Source organism: Lacrimispora algidixylanolytica (genome assembly GCF_003609635.1).
Classification (GTDB): Bacteria; Bacillota; Clostridia; order Lachnospirales; family Lachnospiraceae; genus Lacrimispora; species Lacrimispora algidixylanolytica.
Genome location: NZ_MCIA01000001.1, coordinates 543,324 through 564,124, shown reverse-complemented (window position 1 = coordinate 564,124; position 20,801 = coordinate 543,324). Strand labels below are relative to the sequence as shown.

Below are 20,801 nucleotides of genomic sequence, written 5' to 3'. Positions count from 1 at the left end.
TAATATATTTAACTTTTATAACTCATTGTATATTAAATTACACTGCGTTATAAAATGATAGATGAAAAATAAAAGAACAAGAAGATACATATTGAAACATTAAAGGGGAATAAAAAGTATGCGTACATTTATCAGGAAACAGCTTATAGAATTGTTGGATTCCATGAAACAATTACAAAATGAATTACCTACAATTACTGGAAAAGGAAAGATAATTCAGCTGCTTGCCGATTGTCAGGAGGCAGCAATTGCTATAGGAGAAACACTGGAGCGTGAGACGTCGGATTATGAACAAATAGTCTCTATTCTTGAAAGTTACAGTGAAGAAGCATTCCACCTCTCAGAAACGCAGGAAGAAATGATTAGTAAACAAATGCTTTTCGTATTAGATGAACTTACTGATAAGGTAAACCTCCTCCTCACTGAGATTATTCCTGTCTATCATGTTGTGTTCCTACCATATAAGGCTTCTATGTGGGACAGTCTGGAAAGCATTTGGCTTGCTGCCAAAGAAGATAAGAGATGTGAATGTTATGTAGTTCCTATCCCATATTATGAGTTTGATTCTATGAGCAATCGATGGATAGAACATTATGACGGAGATGAATTTCCTGAATATGTTCCGGTGGTTCATTACCGGGATTATTCCTTAGAGCAGAATCTTCCTAATATAGCTTATGTTCACAATCCCTATGATGCATGCAATATGATTACCAGAGTGGATATGAGGTTTTTTTCTGAAGAGTTGAAACGATACGTAAGCAAATTAGTTTATGTACCATATTATGTCACTGGAGGATTCATTGCTAAGGAACATTTAGGATTACCCGTTTATCAGCACATGGATTATATGATAGTACAGTCAGAATACGCAAAAAGCTTTTGTATGGGCATGCCTTACTATGATAAAATCCTTCCGTTAGGTTCCCCTAAATTGGATAGGGTTATCAACCTTTGCCGAAATGGAAGTAAAATGCCTGGTGAGTGGCAACCAATGTTAAATGGAAAAAAGGTATTAATGCTTAATACCAGTATTGGATGCTTTTTACAGGAAGGAGACAAATATTTTCAGAAAATTAAAAAAATTTGTCAAGTAATAAAAAATCAAGATCAAGTGGCTATTATATGGAGGCCCCATCCTCTTTTGGAAGCAACCATTAAATCCATGCGCCCTAATCTACTGGAAGATTACAATAAATTAAAAGCCTATTTTACAGAGAATAAAATCGGTATATTAGATGAAACATCAGATATCTCAAGGGCAGTTGCAATATCTGATGGCTATATTGGTGAAGAAAGTACCTCTGTAGTCAACTTGTTTGGAGCTACTGGGAAACCGATTTTCATACTTAATAATTATATAGCAGATAGTTTTACAAAAGAGGAAAGAAGCAGAGTACGTATTACGGATGCCTTAAAACAAGAGGATAAGTTATGGTTGGGAACCAATCACATTAATGCTCTCTTTTATATGGACGTTGATACAAAACAGGTTCATTATGCAGGTCGTGTAGAAAATCAGCCAAAATGGTATGGTACATATCCCTTTTTTACAGAAGTGGAAGATAAGCTGTATCTTTCTCCCTCCTTTGCCGGCTGCCCTGCTATATTTGACTTGAATTCCTTTGAGCAGAAACTAATCAGATGGAAGGATACTGAAAAATTAGCAGGTTTTAGCCAAATAGTATCATGGAAAGACCGGATATTTTATTTTCCGTCTATAGGTGATTCAATTGCAGAATATCATATAAAAACAGGAGAGTGGAAGTACCATACAGAATGTTTGGAAATGCTTTGGAAAGAAGTGGGGAAGGAAGATGCTGAGAAGCAAGGTCTCACATTTCGCTGTTCAGTTTGTGGCAATGATATATGGGTCAGTGCTGCTTATACCAATTACGTATTACGACTAAACATGGAAGATGGTACCTATGCCCTTTGTCCGGTAGGAGAAAAAGAAAATGGTTATTCAGGAATTATCGCAGAGGAACGCTACATCTGGTTGGCTGAAGTAAATAGCGGAAATATTATTAGATGGGATAGGCGTTCAGGTAAAACCAAAATATATTCTGTTCCGGAAGGGTTTCGAACCTGGCCTGGTACGATATTAGGTAGACGATTACCTCATGTATCTTTAATTGACATGGGAAAATGGATCGTTACGATACCGGGATTTTCTAATTGTATGATAAAATTAGATAAGATTACTGGAAAGACCTCCCTTCTTCTTAAAAGCTTCTGGAATAAGGCGGAAAAAGAAGTGAATGGTTACAGCCCAAATCAGTTTCTGACCAGCGAATTTGGAGCCAGATGGGATGAGAATAAATTAATTGTCCAGAGGAATTGTGATGAAGCTGTTGCAATTATAAATGTGGATGATGGAACCTGGGATATGTTTTATCCGACTCTTAATAAAGCAGACTATAGTAAAATGATAGATGGAGAAGACGGTTTTGAGAAGAGGGAAAAAAAGTCCGGCTTCTTCCGAAGAGAAAGTAAAATATTTTCGTTGGAAGGTTTTATAGACGATTTAGTACATGATAGATTAACGGGTGTACGTGAACGACAGCTTAAAGAACTATCTACATTAGCTGCCAATTTAGATGGAACCTGCGGAATCAAGGTGCATGAACATATGATGAATGTATTGGATAATTGTGAATAACCAATAATCAGTAATTTACATGGAGGCAGCTATGGAAGCGGATAAGATAATTTGGGATATGCCCAAAGGACTTTTGAATTGGTATAATTTTTCTTCGGAAGGAAAGGTTCTTTACATTGATGATAAAGAAAGCAGTATCAAGGAACTTTTACAGGAAAAATGCAAAACAGTTATCTGTATCAAAGGAGCCGCTTCTTTAGACGAGGCATTTATCAATCAAAACAAAAGAACCTTTGATTATATCATTGCAATAGGTACGGTAGAGCGCCTTCCCGACCCGGTGAAGGCTTTTTCTCTATGGAGGGACTTACTGAAAGGCAGCGGAAGACTGATTCTTGGCATGGATAACCGGTTGGGGTTACGGTACTTTTGTGGAGACAGAGACCCTTTCACCAATAGAAGTTTTGATGGAATCGAGAATTATCGAAGAGTTCCCAAAGAAGATAGAAAAAAACTTCAGGGACGTAATTATTCCAAAGATGAAATAGTTGATTTTCTAGATTCCTCCGGCTGGAGTAAGAGGAAGCTTTATTCGGTTTTACCAAATCTTGCGTTTCCACAGTTAATTTATTCCGAAGATTACCTTCCAGTGGAATCAATGGATATCAGGTATTTTCCTATGTACAACCACCCAGATACCGTATTTATGGAGGAAGAGTTTTTATATAATGATATCATTAACAATGGAATGTTTCATACAATGGCAAATTCTTTTTTAATAGAACTATCTAATGATAATTCGTATGAAAATGTTAAGCATGTGACTGTTTCTATGGATAGGGGCAGAGAAAAGGCAATGGCAACAATTATCAGAGATGATAAAATTGTTGAAAAATGTGCGTTGTATGAAGAAGGTAGGCATAGACTAACAGAATTGAAGAATAATGAGGAAGATTTAAGAACTCATAGAATTATGGTGCTGGAAGGGAAGTACGAAAATAATTCTTACAATATGCCATATGTTGATAGTGAAGTTTCAATTTCTTATTTTAGAAGATTAGCTAAAGAAAATTTAGATAAGTTTATAAAGGAAGTGGATAGATTCCGTGATATTATTTTACAATCATCAGAGCATATAGGAACAGGAGAGGAACAGAGTAATTTTGGGGTGGTTTTAAAAAAAGGATATATTGATTTGGTTCCTCTCAATTGTTTTTATGTTAATGGATCGTTCGTATTTTATGACCAGGAATTTTATGAAGAGAATTACCCTGCGAATGTAATAATTCTTAGGTCAATTGAACTTATTTATTCTGGAAATCCTGAAATGGAGGCTATACTTCCAAGACAATACTTTTATGCAAAGTATGGCATGATGGATAATATGGACATGTGGCATCGCATGGCCTGGGAGTTTATAGATAAGCTGAGAAATCAGAGAAAATTAAGAAGCTTTCATGAAAAGTATCAGAGTAATTTAGCTAATATTCATACCAACAGGCAAAGAATTAATTACTCAGCTTCGGAGTATCAGAGAATTTTTGTGGACTTATTCCAAAATGCAGAAACAAAGAAAATCATTCTCTTTGGATCAGGTAATTTTACCAAGCGCTTCCTTGCACAGTTTAAAAGTCAGTATGAAATTTACGCTATTATTGACAACAATGAATCAAAGTGGGGAGGCATGCTGGAAGGAATTAAGATCATGCCACCTCAGATTATTGATGAATTACCAAAGGAAGAGATTAGAGTTATCATATGTATAAAAAATTACATTGTAATTGTTCAACAGCTAAAGCAAATGGGAGTAGTAGATTATTGCGTTTATGATATTAATGCGAACTATCCAAGAAAGCAGCATGCAATACCACAATCAGCCAAAGATGGTAACTTAACACCTAAAAAATATCGTACTGGCTATATTGCGGGTGTATTTGATTTGTATCATATGGGACATCTAAATATGTTTAAAAGAGCAAAAGAACAATGTGAATACTTAATTGTTGGTGTAGTTACGGATGAGGGCGTAAGAAAATATAAAAAAACTGTTCCATTTATTCCGTTTGAAGAGAGAATAGAGTTAGTACGTTCTTGCAAATATGTGGATGAGGCCGTTGAAATACCTCTAAACTACGGTGGAACCAGAGATGCTTACAGAATGTACCATTTTGACTGCCAGTTTTCAGGAAGCGATTACACGGATAATCCAGATTGGCTTGCAGAAAAAGAATTTTTAGAAAAGCATGGTGCAGAAATGGTATTCTTTCCCTATACAGAAGGTACAAGCTCTACAAAAATAAAGTCACTAATCGAACATAAGTTAGTTTAAAGCTTCTTAGAAAAGGAGTGAGAAATAAAATGAATATAATATGCGCTCCAAATGGAATAGTTGATATAGAACGGTCGGGACAAGGGATCACTGATATTGTAAAATCCGGATTTCGTGACGTTTTACTTGATGTGTCATTGGTCTGTTCTCCAAATGAATTAAAAAACTTGGGTAAGACTGATATAAAAAAAAATATTAGAAAAGTACGCGTATCTAATAATCCATCAGAACTTCATAATAGTTTGATTCCTATGTTGGATCGTTGCAGCCAGGCGCAACTAAATACAACCATAGCTTACGCACCCTATCTGGAAAGAAGCTCAAAAGATGAATGCTACAATCAACTTCTGATGCAACTGGCAGAGGAGAGTATAAAAGCTTGCAAGAGCGCTGAGAGCCAGGCTATTATTATAAGACCATTATTTTCCGGTGTGAAGCAAGAAGATGTATGGTTAGAGAACAAGAACTATTATCTCCATCTTGCTAGGATTGCCAGTGATCATAATGTAATGATTCTTTTAGAGAATCAGTGCCGGGATCTAAATGGTCATTTAGTCAGGGGGATCTGTTCAGATGGAAAAACAGCAGCCCAGTGGATTGATAGATTAAATGAAGAAGTTGAAGAAGAACGATTTGGATTTTGTATGGATGTAGGCGTTTGCAACTTATGTGGGCAGAATATGTATGATTTTGTTTTAAGCCTAGGAAACCGTTTAAAAGCTGTTATCCTAAGGGACTGTGATGGTCATTCTGAAAATGCATTACTACCATTTACCTGCGTAAATAAAGCACAGCCTATAACTGATTGGCTTAGCTTGATCCGTGGACTTAGGGATACAGGGTTTGACGGTAGTCTTATTTTGAATTTTTCTGATACAGCTAGTTCGTTTTCTCCGATCCTACGTCCAGAGCTAATGAAGCTTGCCATGTCCGTGGCAAATTATTTTAAGTGGCAGATTGAAATTGAAAATCTATTAAAGAAGTATCAATCTATTGTGCTTTTTGGAGCAGGAAATATGTGCCGGAATTTCATGAAATGCTATGGGGAGGAATATCCCCCATTATTTACTTGTGATAATAATAGGGGTATATGGGGAACAGAATTCTGTGGTTTAGAAGTTAAATCCCCAGACAGCCTGCTGGAGCTTCCAGATAATTGCGGAGTATTCATTTGTAATATATATTACCGGGAGATAGAAAAACAGCTTCTTGATATGGGCATTCAGAATATTGAATTTTTTAATGACGAATATATGCCTTCCTATTTTTTTGACAGACTGGGGGACAAATAATGATGCAGATTGGAGTACAGACCAAAAATGTGGTATATGACATCCACCCAGAAGAAGGATTTTCCGTATTACAGCGTGCAGGATTCACATGTGCGGATTTCAGTTTAAATTCTTATCTGTTGAACACCTCTTTGTATCAGTTGGAGAGAAACGGTTTTTTTGATAAGTCTATTCATGAGCTAGAGAAATATTTCAAGCCGCATAAAAATGGAGCAGATGCAGCAGGAATCAAAATAAATCAGATGCATATGCCATACCCAGTATATGTGCCGATGGCCAATAAAGAGCTAAATGATTACCTATGGAAGGAAGTAGCTCCAAAAAGTATGATGATATGCGCTTTCTTTGGCTGTTCTTATATTGTCATTCATGGTTGTAAGCTAGCCCATTTTTTAGGTTCTGAGGAAGAAGAATGGAAACGTACAGAGCAGTTTATAGAATCTATAGCTCCCCTGGCAAAGGATCTTGGAATCACTATATGTATTGAAAATTTATATGATAGCATAGCTGGACACTTGGTAGAAGGTCCATGCTGTGATGTTATAAAGGCAGTGGAACGGATTGACCGAATAAATGAAAAATATCAGGCGGAGGTCTTGGGCTTTTGTTTTGATACAGGTCATGCGAATCTTGTTGGTATTGATTTTGAGAGTTTTATTACAGGACTTGGAGATAGACTGAAAGTATTGCATATTCACGATAATGATGGAGCTGCTGATTTGCATCAAATTCCATTTACTTTTACAAAAAACAGAGAGAATCTTGCCTCCACTGATTGGGCTGGTTTTATCAGGGGTTTAAGAAACATAAAGTTTAATAAGGTTTTAAGCTTTGAGACTGCACCTGTAATTTCTACGTTTCCGGATTTAATGAAGTTGGATACCTTAAGTTTTATTGCTAAAATTGGTCAATATTTTTCTGGAGAAATAAAATTGTAAATAATTGTATAAGCATAGAATAACATAATTTAGTAATTTATTAAAACCCCTTTTGTTTTTTATATATAATATTGATATTAACCGGCAATACTCTCAACTGTATTAAAGCTCTTCTAATAAAACTAGTTCTTTTTTAATTAAGGTCAGGAGGCAAAAACATGTTTTTCATCTGTGGCATAAGCCAAGGCAGGAAACTATTCGATTATTCAAAGTCTGTAATCTGCAGCTTGTGCGGAGGTTATGGCAAATATCAAGTCTTTATGACTTATAGCTATTTCAGCATATTCTTCATTCCCATCATTAAATGGGACCGACGATATTACGTTCAAATGTCTTGTTGTAATACTATCTACGAACTAAATGCAGACAAGGGTAAGCAACTAAGCCGGAGAGAGTCGATAGAGATTACAGAGCAAGATTTAACAATCATAGAGACAGGAAGAAGGACTTCACAATGGAACCAAAAATCTTGTGTTAATTGTGGCTATGAAACATCAGAAGATTTCGAATACTGCCCTAAATGTGGACAGAAGTTTTAACTCCAAAAGATAAACTAATTGAATATAATCTAAAAATCAGCCAGTCAAGATTTCTTTTGACTGGCTGATTCTGCATGTCTCTTCATTATTAAAAATATATACATATTCAAATTAATCATAATAAGTTATAGAATTATCATGCAAATATCCTAAACAATCAATTCATCAACCCCCCTCTTAGGAACGTAATGAACCTGATTTTCATCCCGATAATACCGAATATCCCCATCCTCTTTCACTGATACAATAACCACTTCTTCTTTTGGTTTTCCAAGAGCCAGAACCAGATCAATAGAATATAGAGTAGGATCGATACCAAGTGCCTCTGCTAGGCGGCTTCGCTGTACGTTGCCAAGGATACAACCACCATAACCATTTTCAACGGCTCCTAACATCATCGTCTGGGCAACTATGCCGTCGTCATAAAGCTTGTTTTTTCCAAGAGACAAGTCGCATAATATAACAATATAGGCCGAGGGACGTTCCCCTTTTTCTGGTCCATCCCATTCTGGTAGAGCTCCTGCCCAGCCAAGCGTTTCATATACTTTATCCGTTTCTTCTGGTGTATTGCAAAGCCTAAATTTAAGAGCTTGGGAATTGGACGTAGAAGGTGTGAGTCTGGCAAGGTTCACCAACTCTTTTAAATCCGCTGTAGGTATCTTGATTTCCTCATAAAATCTACGGTATGTGCGACATTTTGTAACTAGATCTTTAAACATAAAATTACCCCCTGTTTCTTTATTATTGTAATCGTTCTTTCTATATTAATTATCAAAAGTGTATCAGAAATTTATTGGCCCGTTATGCGGAGGATAAAAGGCATATAAGGTTAAATAAGATTATATAGGATTAAGTGAAATATTTACATTAATTTTATGTTAAAGTTGGATGGTAATGCAAGGGATAATTAGTAAATTTCCTTAAAGTTCTGCAAGCAGGAGAATTTGAAGCATCCTAAAAATTTAAACCTTATAGATTCTAATGTAGCAGAGATAAAATGTATTAAGCATATTATTAGGACCAAGAGGAACACCAACAAAACCTAAAATTAATTGTTTAAATCAACCTTGAGATCGTACAAGTCCCTGCTGCTCAAAAAAATAGAACACTTCAGAATTAAAACTGAATATTCACACCGATATAATAAACATCTATGAAATTCTCTCAAACTCGATTAAAACCCATTAAAACTAACTAAAGTCCATTAAAACCTCCTTAAGAACCCAATAGAATCACGTATAAAACCCCATTACCATTATTTGAAGGATTCAAAACCATATACAAATTTTACAAAAATATTACGAAACCAATCCATTAATTACTGCAAAATTCTAATGGACAGATGAAATACACTTAATTAAATTAGCTTAAAGTGTACATTTTAATAATTTTCTAAAGTCTTCAACCGCATTCCTTTGTAATAATTTTCAAGAATTACCCCGATTTTAATTAAGGGAATAATCATAAAAAGGTCATTGACTTTGTAATCCTTAGGTGTTAAACTTGGATTTGGCTTCAGGGTCGTAAGACAACATGAGGCCGCGACCGCATATTACATAAAAAAATAAAACCTATGTAGTCGCAAGGAGGAGAATTATTATGAAATTAACAACAAAGAAACTCGTACTTACAGGATTAGCAGTATTAGCAATGGCAACAATCTCTGCTTGTGGAAGCAAGACAACTGAGACAACTGCAGCAGCTACAACAGAAGCAGTAACAACAGAAGCAGCAACAACAGAAGCAACAACAGTTGAAGAGTCTACAACAGAAGAAGCAACTACTTTAGAGTCTTCTAAAGAAGCTACAACAGAAGAGACAACAACAGAAGCAGCTGAGTCTACTTCCGTAGAAGCTGAAACAACTAAGGCAGCTAACTAATCTAGTATTTATACCAGATCTAGTAAGAATATGTATTTTATAAGGCGAGGACATTTGTCCCCGCCTTTTTTACATACATATGCTTTGCAGAGGGGCATGTCCTGTGATATAATTTTTCCAATCAGCTATAAAAGGAGGTCCATTCTCATGAAGATCACATATATCCATCATAGCTCATTTTTCGTGGAGCTGGAGACCATGGCTTTGTTGTTTGATTATACCGAAGGCATTTTGCCTGAGATTAATAAGGACAAGCCGCTTTTTGTATTTGCAAGCCACCGGCATGGGGATCATTACTCCCCAAAGATCCTAGATCTGCCTCTGAAATACGATACAATACACCTTGTATTATCCGATGATATCTCAATCAAACATTTGCCTGAACGAATAGCAAATCATATAACATATATGAAACCTGGAGCGGAATGTAGGTTCTGGTTAAGAGAGGGAATTATATCAGAGCTTGCAGATGAAGGTAAAGGGGCTAATATAGAAGTCTCAACCTTTCGATCAACCGATGAAGGTGTTGCATTTATTATAAGGGCAGAAGGAAAGGTCCTCTACCATGCCGGAGATTTAAATAACTGGCGATGGGAGGGAGAACCGGACGATTGGAACCAGAACATGGCAAAGCAGTATTCAGAAGAAGTAGATAAGATGGAAGGCATAAAGTTTGACGTTGCATTCCTGCCTCTGGATCCTAGACAAGAAAATGCATTTTATCTAGGCTTTCATGAGTTTATGAATAAGAACCAGGTGAACTGGGTTTTCCCGATGCACTGTTGGGGAGATTTTTCTGTGATACAAAAATTAAAAAACATGGAAGTATCAAATCCTTATGAGGATCGGATTATCGATATAAAAGAGGACGGCGAAAGTTTTATTCTTGGGTAGGAGACCGGTATAGATGGAACACGATAAAGATTGTAAAACAGATCATCAATCAGAGAACGAATCAAGACTCGGTTCAGATGATGATGACAATGAGGAAGATCACAACCCCCACCAAAGAGAAATCCTCAATGCAGCCATGCAAGCAGGGCACATTCTCTTGGAAAATGGAGCAGAAATCTTTCGAGTAGAAGAAACCATGGACAGAATCTGTCGTTACTACGGAATCGAGTCCGGGAATTCCTTTGTCTTAAGCAACGGAATCTTCACCACCTCAGGAAATGAAAGAGAGGAAATATTTGCAAAGGTTCAGCATATTCCAGTAAGCGGAACCCATTTAGACCGGGTTGCGGCTGTAAACCAGTTATCCAGAGAAATAGAGGCTGGACTAGTAAGCCTGAAAGAAGTCAGGCTGCGCTTAGATGAGATTAAGATCATGCCAGGAAAATCCAAGTCCATGCAAATATTTGCCTCCGGAGTCGGAAGCGCCTGCTTTTGTTATCTATTCGGCGGCAATATAAGAGACAGTGTATGTGCCTTTGTAGTGGGTGTTCTACTATATCTGTACGTATTATTTATAAGCGCCCCCAAACTTTCCAAAATCGTAGGAAATATAGGCGGTGGTGCTCTGGTCACATTTATCTGTACGTCCCTGTATCTGCTTCGGATGGGGGAACATCTCAACTATATGATCATCGGATCCATTATGCCCCTCATTCCCGGGGTGCCATTTACCAATGCCATCCGGGATATTGCAGACGAAGATTATATTTCGGGATCTGTCCGTATGATGGACGCTCTGTTGGTGTTTTTTAGCATTGCCATGGGAGTTGGTCTGGTGTTTGGTGTGTTCCACCGCCTGACAGGAGGTGCACTTTTATGAGCCTTTTGTTTGAAACGCTGGCTGCCATAGTAGGAACCATAGCATTTTCCCTCCTATTTGGAGTCCCCAGAAAGTTTTACCCTTACTGCGGATTTATCGGTGGGGCAGGTTGGATTGTTTACGCTGGTCTGCTGACCTATGTATCCACTCCTGCGTCTGCGATGATTGCCACCATTGTTGTCATTCTGTTTTCCAGGACATTTGCAGTCAGAGAACGTTGCCCAGTTACCATATTTTTAATATCCGGTATCTTTCCACTAGTTCCAGGGGCAGGTGTGTACTGGACGGCTTACTATATCGTGACCGACGAGCTGACGTTAGCAGCCCGTACGGGATTTTTAGCGTTAAAGGTAGCGGTCGCTATCGTACTTGGAATCGTATTTGTTTTTGAACTGCCTCAAGGTCTTTTTAAGTTTGCGGCAAAAAAGCCGATAAAAACAGAGGAGAGAAAAGAAAGGGAGAATAAAGATGATTTGGATTAGAAATGCTCATGTCATAGATCCGTCAGACAAGACAGAAAAAAACGTGGATATCTGTATCCATGACGGGAAAATAACTGCCATGGAGGAACACCTTGATTTTACCTTTTCCAAGGAGGATATTGTGATCGATGCTTCTGGTTATGTGGTAGCGCCAGGTCTTATCGATGTCCATGTCCATTTTCGTGATCCCGGACTTACCTATAAAGAAGATATACAGACAGGGGCTAGAGCCGCCGCAAAAGGAGGCTTTACCACCGTTGTCTGCATGGCGAACACAAAACCTCCTATCGATAATGTAGAGACCTTACGATACGTACTGAAAGAGGGAGAAAAAACTGGAATCAGAGTTCTCTCTGCAGCAGCAGTGTCAAAAGGACTATTGGGAGCAGAACTTACGGATATGGAGGAATTAAAGGCAAATGGAGCGGCCGGATTCACGGATGACGGAATTCCTCTTCTAGATGCCTCCCTGGTTAAAAATGCCATGGATATGGCGGCAAAACTAAATCTGCCTTTAAGCTTTCATGAAGAGGACCCTGCATTTATTGTAAATAACGGAATCAACCATGGAATGGTATCGGAGCAGCTTGGCATCTATGGCTCCCCGGCTCTTGCCGAGGACAGTTTGGTAGCAAGGGATTTAATGATCGCCCTTCATACGAAAGCCCCTGTTAACATTCAGCATATCAGCTCAAAGAATTCTGTTAAAATGGTAAAGCTGGCTAAGGAACTGGGAGCAGAGGTGTATGCGGAAGTAACGCCTCATCATTTTGCTTTAACAGAGGAAGCAGTGTTAAAACACGGAACGCTGGCAAAGATGAATCCTCCTCTTCGAACAGAGGAAGACAGACAGGCGCTCATTATGGGGTTAAAGGACGGAAGTATTGATATCATTGCCACCGATCATGCCCCTCACAGCACAGAGGAGAAGGCTAAGGGCCTGAAAGAAGCGCCAAGCGGTATCATAGGCCTTGAGACAGCTCTTTCCCTTGCAGTGACAAACCTGGTGCGTACTGGACACTTAACCATGACGGAGCTGATGGAAAAGATGAGTCTGAATCCAGCAAAGCTTTACCGGCTCCCTTTTCAGGGAATTCAAAAAGATAGCCCTGCAGATCTGGTGATTTTTAATCCCGATGAGGAATGGATTGCAGGAGAATACGTTTCAAAGTCTTCCAACTCCCCATTTACCGGAGAATCCTTATATGGAAGAGTAAAATATACCATCTGTAAGGGAAAGATCGTATACCAAGATGAAAAGGACTGATCCATAAGCAGTAGGAATTAATTGGAGGAATCCAGTGAGAATAAATGAGTTGGAAATCAAGGGACAGGATCAACCTTTGACTGCAAAGGCAAATGAGGACACCGCCAGTGAAGTTCGTCAGGCAGTTAAACAGGCAATGATAAAAGAGACCATTGCAGCCGGGGCGAGTTTTATTGAGGAGGTCGGAGAGAGCATAAGGACTTTAGAGGAAGCGAAAAAAAATTCCTCTTCGGAAGGAACCAGAGAACCAGAAAATACAAAAGATCAGGCCGCCATTTCAGAGGCAGGGGATCATTATAGGGATCGGAAGTATGGCAATGAAGACCTGGATCGTATTAAAAAAGAAGAGGATATGAAATCAGCCTTTGAAGCCATGGAGGACTGGGAACCTTCTTTTGACAAGACAGTCGAAAAGGAACTGGATGATTTGGCTTCTATTTACAAGGAACTTCTTCGTTCTATCCTGGGACAAGGTTTAGGAGAAGGCATGGAAGGTCAGATCTCATTCTTAGATGAAAGGCTATCTGGTCTATTGTTAAAACTCTTAAATGGTCGTTTGGGTGAGTTGGAGGCCCTACTTGATACGTTTGGCTCCCCAGAAGCAAGAGAGGCCATGAGAAAGGCGCTATATTATAATGTCACTGGTAAATCCATTGACAAAAAAGAACTCCATATGATATTTAAGGACCTTTTAAGCCCGGATACGGTTACTAGGGAAGGTCAGGAGGATATAAGCGCTTCTTCTGATAAACTCCATGGACAGAGAAAACAAGGGATGATTTATCAGCCTGACGGGACTGGAAGAATTAAAAATGAACCAGGGTATGCCGGGCGGCTGGCTAAGGAGTCGTATCTCCCTCTGTCTCAACAGAAATTAAAAATGGGACAGGAATATAATAATGCCTCCGGCGCCCAGGTATCCATATCACCTATGGCAGAAAAAAACATCTATTCCTCACAAGATCTTATGCTCGCAGAGCTGTATGCGAAATATATCAACCACTCAGGAAATTTATTTACCAGTCCAGTCCTATCAGGGCGCAACGAAGAACTTTATGGCTTTCTCTCCGCACTGATGACAATAAAAACCAATGCATTTTGTATAAATTCAGGAATTGATAAGGGGCTTGCCACAGAGCTGAGAGAGGCCGTTGACCGGCTGATCGACTTCTATATACAAGAAGAGTATAACCGGTCAACAGAAGGCGGAAGACGCAGGGAAGGACAAAAGGCCTTCTTTCAACCAAAGAATGTATATAAAATCTTTTATTACGTCATGGGGCTTTATCATACCAACGGAGACCTTTTAGAGAGTGCCAATAAGGGAATTCGTCAAGCTTACCGCCAGTTTCTAAAAAAACAAGAAGGAATAAAAGTCTCTGAGGAAGCAACCTCATTTTTTTCAAAGGAGAAAAAGGATGCCAAAGAAGATTTTAAGGCTGGAAAGCGGTATTTGGAACAGGATTTTAAAGAGTTCACAGATCTTCTTGGTAGTTTGAATGAAAACGGGGTTCCTCTTGGAGTATTGGAATTAAGTCCATGGGGAATGTTTATAGAGCCAGAGTCATCTTTCGACAGGCAGAAAACACCCAGCTCATCCATGTTTCTTGTTGGTGGAGGCGTAATCCTTCTTATATTTATATTCGTATTAGTTTTCCTGTAAGATAGTCTGATCCAGTCATTTTCCTCTTTACAGAAACACTTTACTGTGCTACCATGGTAACACATGAAATCAAAGAGGAGGAAATAAGTATGAAAAAATTAATGATAAAGGCAGTGCTGGTATTAGGAACACTAGCGATGCTTAGCGGATGCTCAACTAAAAAAGAGGCAGCCCCTTCTGATACAACAAAGGATGCCAAAACAACAGAGGCAGGTAAAACAGCAGAGACAGATAAAACAACAGAGGTTGCGAAAGCAACAAAGGGAGAAGATACATTTACCGTAGGATTTGATCAGGACTTTCCTCCCATGGGCTTTAAAGCAGATAATGGAGAATACACTGGCTTTGACTTAGATCTGGCAAAGGAAGTTGCTAGTCGTTTAGGGAAAAAGTTTGTAGCTCAGCCAATTGCCTGGGATGCCAAAGACATGGAGTTGTCCTCTGGTAACATTGATTGCATCTGGAATGGATTTACCATGACCGGACGGGAAGACAGCTATACCTGGACCAAGCCTTATATGAAGAACAGTCAAGTCTTTGTAGTAGGAAAGGATTCAGGCATAAAATCTCTTACTGATCTTACAGGAAAGGTCGTTGAGGTTCAGGCAGATTCCTCCGCGGAAAAGGCTCTAAAAGAGGATGACGCACTGTTAAAAACCTTAAAGACCCTACAGACCACACCAGATTATAATACAGCATTTATGGATCTTGAAATGGGAGCCGTGGATGCAGTTGCCATGGATGTTATCGTGGCAGCATACCAGATTGAACAGAGAAAATCAGATTTTGTTATTTTAGAAGAGTCCTTATCCGCCGAAGAGTACGGCGTTGGTTTTAAGAAAGGCAATGATGCCTTAAGAGATCAGGTACAGGAACAGTTAGAAGCCATGGCAGCCGATGGCACATGTAAGAAGATTTCAGAGCAGTGGTTTGGCAAGGATGTAACCACTGTCGGAAAATAAGAGATTGTAATTGGAGGAGTGATCATGACTTTTATACAGATACTTTCACAGCTGGCAGGCGGGATGTGGGTCAGCATCCAGATCTTTGTGGTGACGCTGATCTTTTCCCTGCCCCTGGGGCTTTTGATTTCCTTTGGGAGGATGTCTAAAAACCGGATCATACAGGCAATTGTAAAATTCTATATCTCAGTCATGAGAGGGACTCCTTTAATGCTTCAGTTGATGGTTGTCTACTTCGGGCCTTATTATCTCCTTGGAATAAAGGTGGGTAATGATTATCGTCTCATAGCCGCTTTCATCGGTTTCACCATCAATTATGCAGCATACTTTGCAGAAATCTATAGAAGCGGAATACAGTCTATGCCGGCGGGCCAATATGAGGCCTCCCGGCTTCTTGGCTATTCAAAGAGCCAGACTTTTGTTCGAATTGTTTTCCCACAGGTGATAAAACGGATTTTACCTTCTATCACCAATGAGGTAATTACTCTGGTTAAGGATACGTCCCTTGCATTTACCATCAGTGTACTTGAGATGTTTGCAGTGGCAAAAGCCATGGCTTCTTCCCAGACAAGCTTAATCCCCTTTGTGGCAGCAGGACTTTTTTACTATGTGTTCAACCTGGTGGTAGCTGTTGGGATGGAATACATAGAAAAAAGAATGAATTACTACGAATAGGAGGAATAAGATGTATTTACTGGAAATGAACCACGTGAGAAAATCATTTAACAGCCAGGAGGTTTTAAAGGATATCTCCCTTTCTGTTAAGGAAGGCGAAATCGTCTCCATCATCGGCCCCTCCGGTTCGGGAAAATCAACCCTTTTGCGGTGTGCCACCATGCTGGAACAGATGGATGGGGGAGAACTGATTTATCTGAAAGAAAAGGCAGCCTGGAATGAAGCTGATGGAGTGTCTACTTATGCAGATAAAGAAACTCTAAAGAAGATTCAAAAACACTATGGACTGGTGTTTCAAAACTTTCATCTATTCCCTCATATGTCAGTTCTTCAAAATATCATGGACGCGCCTCTTCATGTTCAGAAAAGGAACAAGGAAGAAGTTCATGAGGAAGCTATGAAGCTATTGAAGAAAATGGGACTAGAGGATAAGGCAAAGGCGTACCCCTGTCAGCTTTCCGGCGGACAGAGCCAGAGAGTTGCCATTGCAAGGGCTTTGGCCTTAAATCCTAAGATTCTCTTTTTTGATGAGCCAACCTCAGCTCTTGATCCAGAGCTTACGGGAGAGGTGTTAAAGGTCATTCGTTCCCTGGCAGATTTGCAGATTACCATGGTCATTGTTACCCATGAAATGGCATTTGCCAGAGATATCTCTGACCGTGTGATCTTTATGGCTGACGGAATCATCGTAGAAGAGGGCACTCCTGAGGAAGTGTTCTCCTCTTCCAATGTTCGGACTCAGAGTTTTCTAGGGAGATATGGTGATAATTTTTAGGAACTGGAAATAAAAAAATATTTATGCCCACATAGACTTCGTTTATCATAACGAATTCATGTGGGCTTTTATATGTTGTTTATTGGTATTCGCCATCTACTGCAATAATTGCTTCTAATGGTGGTTGATCTCCAACAAGACCAACAGCGTAAATACTATAAATCACGCCCGGCATTAAATTTACATTTGGAATGGTTAATACTACTTGATCACTCCCGGTAGGTCTTACTTGAAGCGTATAGTTTCCTGAATTTACTGCAATATAGTCACTAAATTGCTGATACGACACATTTTCAAAAAGTTTTGTCCCGTTTGGCAGCGTGATATCCACAGCCGGTGCATTAGGGGACAAATGTACAAATCGCACATAAGAATTATCTGACATCCCAATTAGCATATGAGGCATATAAGCTTCCGGAATGGGTAATAGGCTAATATCTGACAATCTTCCTACAGCAGCAATCGTAAATGCACTGTTCTGGGGTATCATCACTGTTGTATCAATGACTGGGTCTGTGTTTGTACCTGTGGGATATACCTGTATCTGATAATTGCCAGGTATGATTGGCAGGTAATTTGTCAGTTGTTTATAGGTAAGTCCTTCTGCAATTATATTACCGTTTGCATATACGTCTACAGCGGGAGCATCAGGAGAGGCGTGGAGAATTCGTATGAAAGACATCTGATTCATAGGCCGTACAGCATAATAAGAGTTACCTTGATGAGTATACATATACATATTTTTAGACCTTCTGTTTTTACTTTATCATATGAAAGTCAGTTTGTATTGCTACCGTCAAATAGCGATAACTTTGATAAAACTTTTAAAAATACTTCATGTGATATGGTTGTGTAATGAAGGAATGTTGAAGCTGAAGGTCTTTATAACCTGATTATTAAGGAAGAAAATACCTTTTTTAGTAATTAAAAAATTAATTAAGAAAAAAGAAAAGGTTTTTTCACAAACGGATGGTATACTGAAGGTGACATCATAGGTTATTTTATAAAAGAAAGAAGAGGAAGCTTATGAAGAAAACTTTGGTTGCAGCATTGGTATTATGTGCCGCCCTGGTATTTACAGCTTGTGGAAAATCAGCAAGCAATACAGAAACGACCGCAACGACTGCTGAGACAAAAAACTCAGAAAGTACGGCCCAGGCAAGCACGGAAGCTCCGGGGAATGCCGGAGAATTTAAGATATTGAACGGCAAGGTGGAAAGTGTCACCGATAACATGAAGGGGATTACCGTATCTAACGGCAAGGATCAGATCCCACTTGATTTAAACGAAGCAGCGGTTGAAACCTCCTATGCGTTAGAAAAAGGAGTAGAGGTTTCTGTGGTTTATAAAGGAGAGATCTCAGGGGCAGATGCAAAGAATGCCAAAATTCTGCTTGTATTAGATGCCCAGGAGGATATGAAGCCTTTGGAGGCAACAGGAACCGTAACTGATCAGGCGATGAGTACCTTTACCATTAAAACGGAGGACGGCAAGGATTTAAGCTTTATGAAAGATAATGCAGAAGGCCTTGATTCCGATGTTCTTGGAAAGGCTGATGATGACAGCAATGGAAGTAAGGCGAAAGTGAAGGTTATCTATGTAACAGTCACTTATGATGCAGGAAGCGCATCTAATTTTCCATTAAAGGTAGAAGCTGCCAAGTAAAAAAGAAGAATACCGTAAAATCCCGGATGAACAAGGCTTTTTTGATAAAAGGCTTGCAAATTCGGGATTTTCATGTAAAATAAGAGAGATGACAGAGCAAGGGGTCCAAGGGACCTTTTTTTATGGTTATTTTCATAAGCAGATCACAGAAAGGAAATTAAAGATGATTAGTGCACATAACGTAACATTAAGAATCGGGAAGAAGGCTTTGTTTGAGGATGTAAACATTAAGTTTACAGAAGGAAACTGCTACGGCTTAATCGGTGCTAACGGGGCCGGTAAATCCACATTCCTTAAGATTCTTTCCGGTGAACTGGAGACTTCATCTGGAGATATCGTAATAACACCAGGAGAGAGACTTTCCTTCTTAAGGCAGGATCATTATAGATATGATGAGTTCCAGGTACTTGATACCGTTATTATGGGTAACACAAGACTTTACGAGATCATGAAGGAAAAAGACGCTATCTACATGAAGGAAGATTTTACCGATGCAGATGGTATTAAAGCAGCAGATTTAGAAGGTGAATTCGCTGCCATGAATGGATGGGAGGCAGAGTCAGATGCTGCTAACCTTTTAAATGGACTTGGAATTGATACTGATTTACACTATAAATATGTAAAAGACCTAAATGGTGCGGAAAAGGTTAAAGTACTTCTTTCTCAGGCACTGTTTGGTAATCCTGATATTCTTCTTTTGGATGAGCCTACCAACCATTTGGATTTAGATGCGATTGCATGGCTGGAGGAGTTCCTTATTAACTTTGATAATACGGTTATCGTTGTATCCCATGACCGTTATTTCTTAAATAAAGTCTGTACCCATATCGCAGATATTGATTACAGCAAAATTCAGCTTTACGCTGGAAACTATGATTTCTGGTATGAGTCCAGTCAGCTTATGGTTAAGCAGATGAAGGAATCAAACCGCAAAAAGGAAGAGAAAATCAAAGAACTTCAGGAATTCGTTCAGCGATTCTCCGCCAATGCTTCTAAATCAAAGCAGGCTACTTCCAGAAAGCGCGCCCTTGAAAAGATCGAGTTAGATGACATTAAGCCATCTAGCCGTAAATATCCATACATTGATTTCCGTCCAGCACGTGAGATTGGAAATGAGGTATTATCTGTAACCAATCTTTCTAAAACCATTAATGGAGTTAAGATACTTGATAATATTTCCTTTACTATAAACCGTGAGGATAAAGTAGCTCTTGTAGGACCCAATGAACTTGCAAAATCTGTTTTATTTAAGATTCTTGCAGGAGAGATGGAGCCTGACGAGGGAGAGTATAAGTGGGGTATTACCACAAGCCATAGCTACTTCCCTAAAGACAACTCAGCAGAATTTGATAACGATGATACCATTGCTGACTGGTTGACCCAGTATTCTCCAGAAAAGGATGCTACCTATGTTCGTGGCTTCCTTGGACGTATGCTTTTTGCAGGAGAAGATGGCGTTAAGAAGGTTAAGATATTATCAGGAGGTGAGAAAGTTCGTTGTATGCTTTCAAAGCTTATGATCTCTGCTTCCAACGTACTTCTATTGGACGAGCCTACAGATCACTTGGACATGGAATCCATTACAGCATTAAACAATAGCATTGTAAAATTCCAGGGAGTTATTCTTTTCTCCTCCCGTGACCACCAGATCGTACAGACAACAGCAAACCGTATTATGGAAATTGTAAACGGTCAGTTGATTGATAAAATCACAACCTATGACGAATATCTTGAAAGTGATGAGATGGCTCGTAAGAGACAGGTATTTACTTTGACAGAAGAGCAGTCAGAAGAGAATCAATAATATAGAGACAAACGGAAAAAGGTCGTTTAGGTTTTGGTTGGTAAAACAGCCAGAACTTAATCGGTCTTTTCCTTTGTCTCTATTTTTTTACCAGAAAGAGAAAAATCAAAGTAGTTTCTTGCAGTATGGACAATCCTAGCTTATAATCAGCTT

Annotated in this window: 18 protein-coding genes; 16 read left to right on the top strand and 2 right to left on the bottom strand. The window is 39.0% G+C overall.

Annotated features, from left to right (window positions below; translation table 11 throughout):
* Positions 1 to 118: 118 nt before the first annotated feature.
* The 5 genes from BET01_RS02705 to BET01_RS02685 all read left to right on the top strand — a co-directional run bounded on the left by BET01_RS02705 (position 119) and on the right by BET01_RS02685 (position 7,700).
* Positions 119 to 2,662 (top strand): NHL repeat-containing protein, encoded by a 2,544-nt coding sequence (locus BET01_RS02705; RefSeq protein WP_120195200.1) that lies wholly within the window; start codon positions 119 to 121, stop codon positions 2,660 to 2,662.
* Between the two features lie 31 nt (positions 2,663 to 2,693).
* Positions 2,694 to 4,931 (top strand): adenylyltransferase/cytidyltransferase family protein, encoded by a 2,238-nt coding sequence (locus BET01_RS21950; protein ID WP_243117096.1) that lies wholly within the window; start codon positions 2,694 to 2,696, stop codon positions 4,929 to 4,931.
* Between the two features lie 29 nt (positions 4,932 to 4,960).
* Positions 4,961 to 6,223 (top strand): sugar phosphate isomerase/epimerase family protein, encoded by a 1,263-nt coding sequence (locus BET01_RS02695; RefSeq protein ID WP_120195199.1) that lies wholly within the window; start codon positions 4,961 to 4,963, stop codon positions 6,221 to 6,223.
* Positions 6,223 to 7,161, top strand: coding sequence for a sugar phosphate isomerase/epimerase family protein (locus tag BET01_RS02690; protein ID WP_120195198.1), 939 nt, complete (start codon positions 6,223 to 6,225; stop codon positions 7,159 to 7,161). The genes BET01_RS02695 and BET01_RS02690 overlap by 1 nt, the downstream gene beginning before the upstream one ends.
* Before the next feature lie 158 nt (positions 7,162 to 7,319).
* Entirely contained in the window at positions 7,320 to 7,700 is a 381-nt protein-coding gene (locus BET01_RS02685; RefSeq protein ID WP_120195197.1) for a zinc ribbon domain-containing protein, read from the top strand.
* Positions 7,701 to 7,849: 149 nt separating this feature from the next.
* Here BET01_RS02685 and BET01_RS02680 read toward each other — a convergent pair whose 3' ends face one another.
* On the bottom strand, positions 7,850 to 8,419 hold the full coding sequence (locus tag BET01_RS02680) for a nitroreductase family protein (protein WP_120195196.1): 570 nt from the start codon (positions 8,417 to 8,419) through the stop codon (positions 7,850 to 7,852).
* A gap of 880 nt (positions 8,420 to 9,299) precedes the next feature.
* On the opposite strand from BET01_RS02680, the gene BET01_RS02675 reads away from it, so the two are divergent.
* The 9 genes from BET01_RS02675 (at position 9,300) to BET01_RS02635 (ending at position 17,179) form a co-directional block, all read left to right on the top strand.
* The gene (locus BET01_RS02675) at positions 9,300 to 9,581 is read left to right on the top strand and encodes a hypothetical protein (RefSeq protein ID WP_120195195.1); all 282 of its coding nucleotides are present in this window, start codon (positions 9,300 to 9,302) and stop codon (positions 9,579 to 9,581) included.
* Between the two features lie 147 nt (positions 9,582 to 9,728).
* Entirely contained in the window at positions 9,729 to 10,475 is a 747-nt protein-coding gene (locus BET01_RS02670) for an MBL fold metallo-hydrolase (protein WP_120195194.1), read from the top strand.
* A gap of 136 nt (positions 10,476 to 10,611) precedes the next feature.
* Entirely contained in the window at positions 10,612 to 11,355 is a 744-nt protein-coding gene (locus tag BET01_RS02665; protein WP_243117108.1) for a threonine/serine exporter family protein, read from the top strand.
* Complete coding sequence (locus tag BET01_RS02660) at positions 11,352 to 11,837, top strand: threonine/serine exporter family protein (protein ID WP_120195192.1); 486 nt, start codon at positions 11,352 to 11,354, stop codon at positions 11,835 to 11,837. The genes BET01_RS02665 and BET01_RS02660 overlap by 4 nt, the downstream gene beginning before the upstream one ends.
* A complete protein-coding gene (locus BET01_RS02655) occupies positions 11,824 to 13,104 on the top strand; it encodes a dihydroorotase (protein WP_120195191.1) in 1,281 nt (426 codons plus the stop codon). Before BET01_RS02660 ends, BET01_RS02655 begins: the two co-directional genes overlap by 14 nt.
* A gap of 34 nt (positions 13,105 to 13,138) precedes the next feature.
* Complete coding sequence (locus BET01_RS02650; RefSeq protein WP_120195190.1) at positions 13,139 to 14,767, top strand: hypothetical protein; 1,629 nt, start codon at positions 13,139 to 13,141, stop codon at positions 14,765 to 14,767.
* An 89-nt stretch (positions 14,768 to 14,856) separates the two neighbouring features.
* Positions 14,857 to 15,729, top strand: a complete 873-nt coding sequence (locus BET01_RS02645; protein ID WP_120195189.1) for an amino acid ABC transporter substrate-binding protein — start codon at positions 14,857 to 14,859, stop codon at positions 15,727 to 15,729.
* Positions 15,730 to 15,753: 24 nt separating this feature from the next.
* A complete protein-coding gene (locus tag BET01_RS02640) occupies positions 15,754 to 16,404 on the top strand; it encodes an amino acid ABC transporter permease (protein WP_120195188.1) in 651 nt (216 codons plus the stop codon).
* A 10-nt stretch (positions 16,405 to 16,414) separates the two neighbouring features.
* Complete coding sequence (locus BET01_RS02635; RefSeq protein WP_120195187.1) at positions 16,415 to 17,179, top strand: amino acid ABC transporter ATP-binding protein; 765 nt, start codon at positions 16,415 to 16,417, stop codon at positions 17,177 to 17,179.
* A 79-nt stretch (positions 17,180 to 17,258) separates the two neighbouring features.
* On the opposite strand, the gene BET01_RS02630 is transcribed toward BET01_RS02635, so the two are convergent.
* Positions 17,259 to 17,918, bottom strand: coding sequence for a DUF4397 domain-containing protein (locus BET01_RS02630; RefSeq protein ID WP_243117095.1), 660 nt, complete (start codon positions 17,916 to 17,918; stop codon positions 17,259 to 17,261).
* Between the two features lie 287 nt (positions 17,919 to 18,205).
* Between BET01_RS02630 and BET01_RS02625 the strand changes: the two genes are divergently transcribed.
* Complete coding sequence (locus BET01_RS02625; RefSeq protein WP_120195186.1) at positions 18,206 to 18,844, top strand: hypothetical protein; 639 nt, start codon at positions 18,206 to 18,208, stop codon at positions 18,842 to 18,844.
* Between the two features lie 163 nt (positions 18,845 to 19,007).
* Entirely contained in the window at positions 19,008 to 20,648 is a 1,641-nt protein-coding gene (locus BET01_RS02620) for an ABC-F family ATP-binding cassette domain-containing protein (RefSeq protein WP_120195339.1), read from the top strand.
* Positions 20,649 to 20,801: the final 153 nt, after the last annotated feature.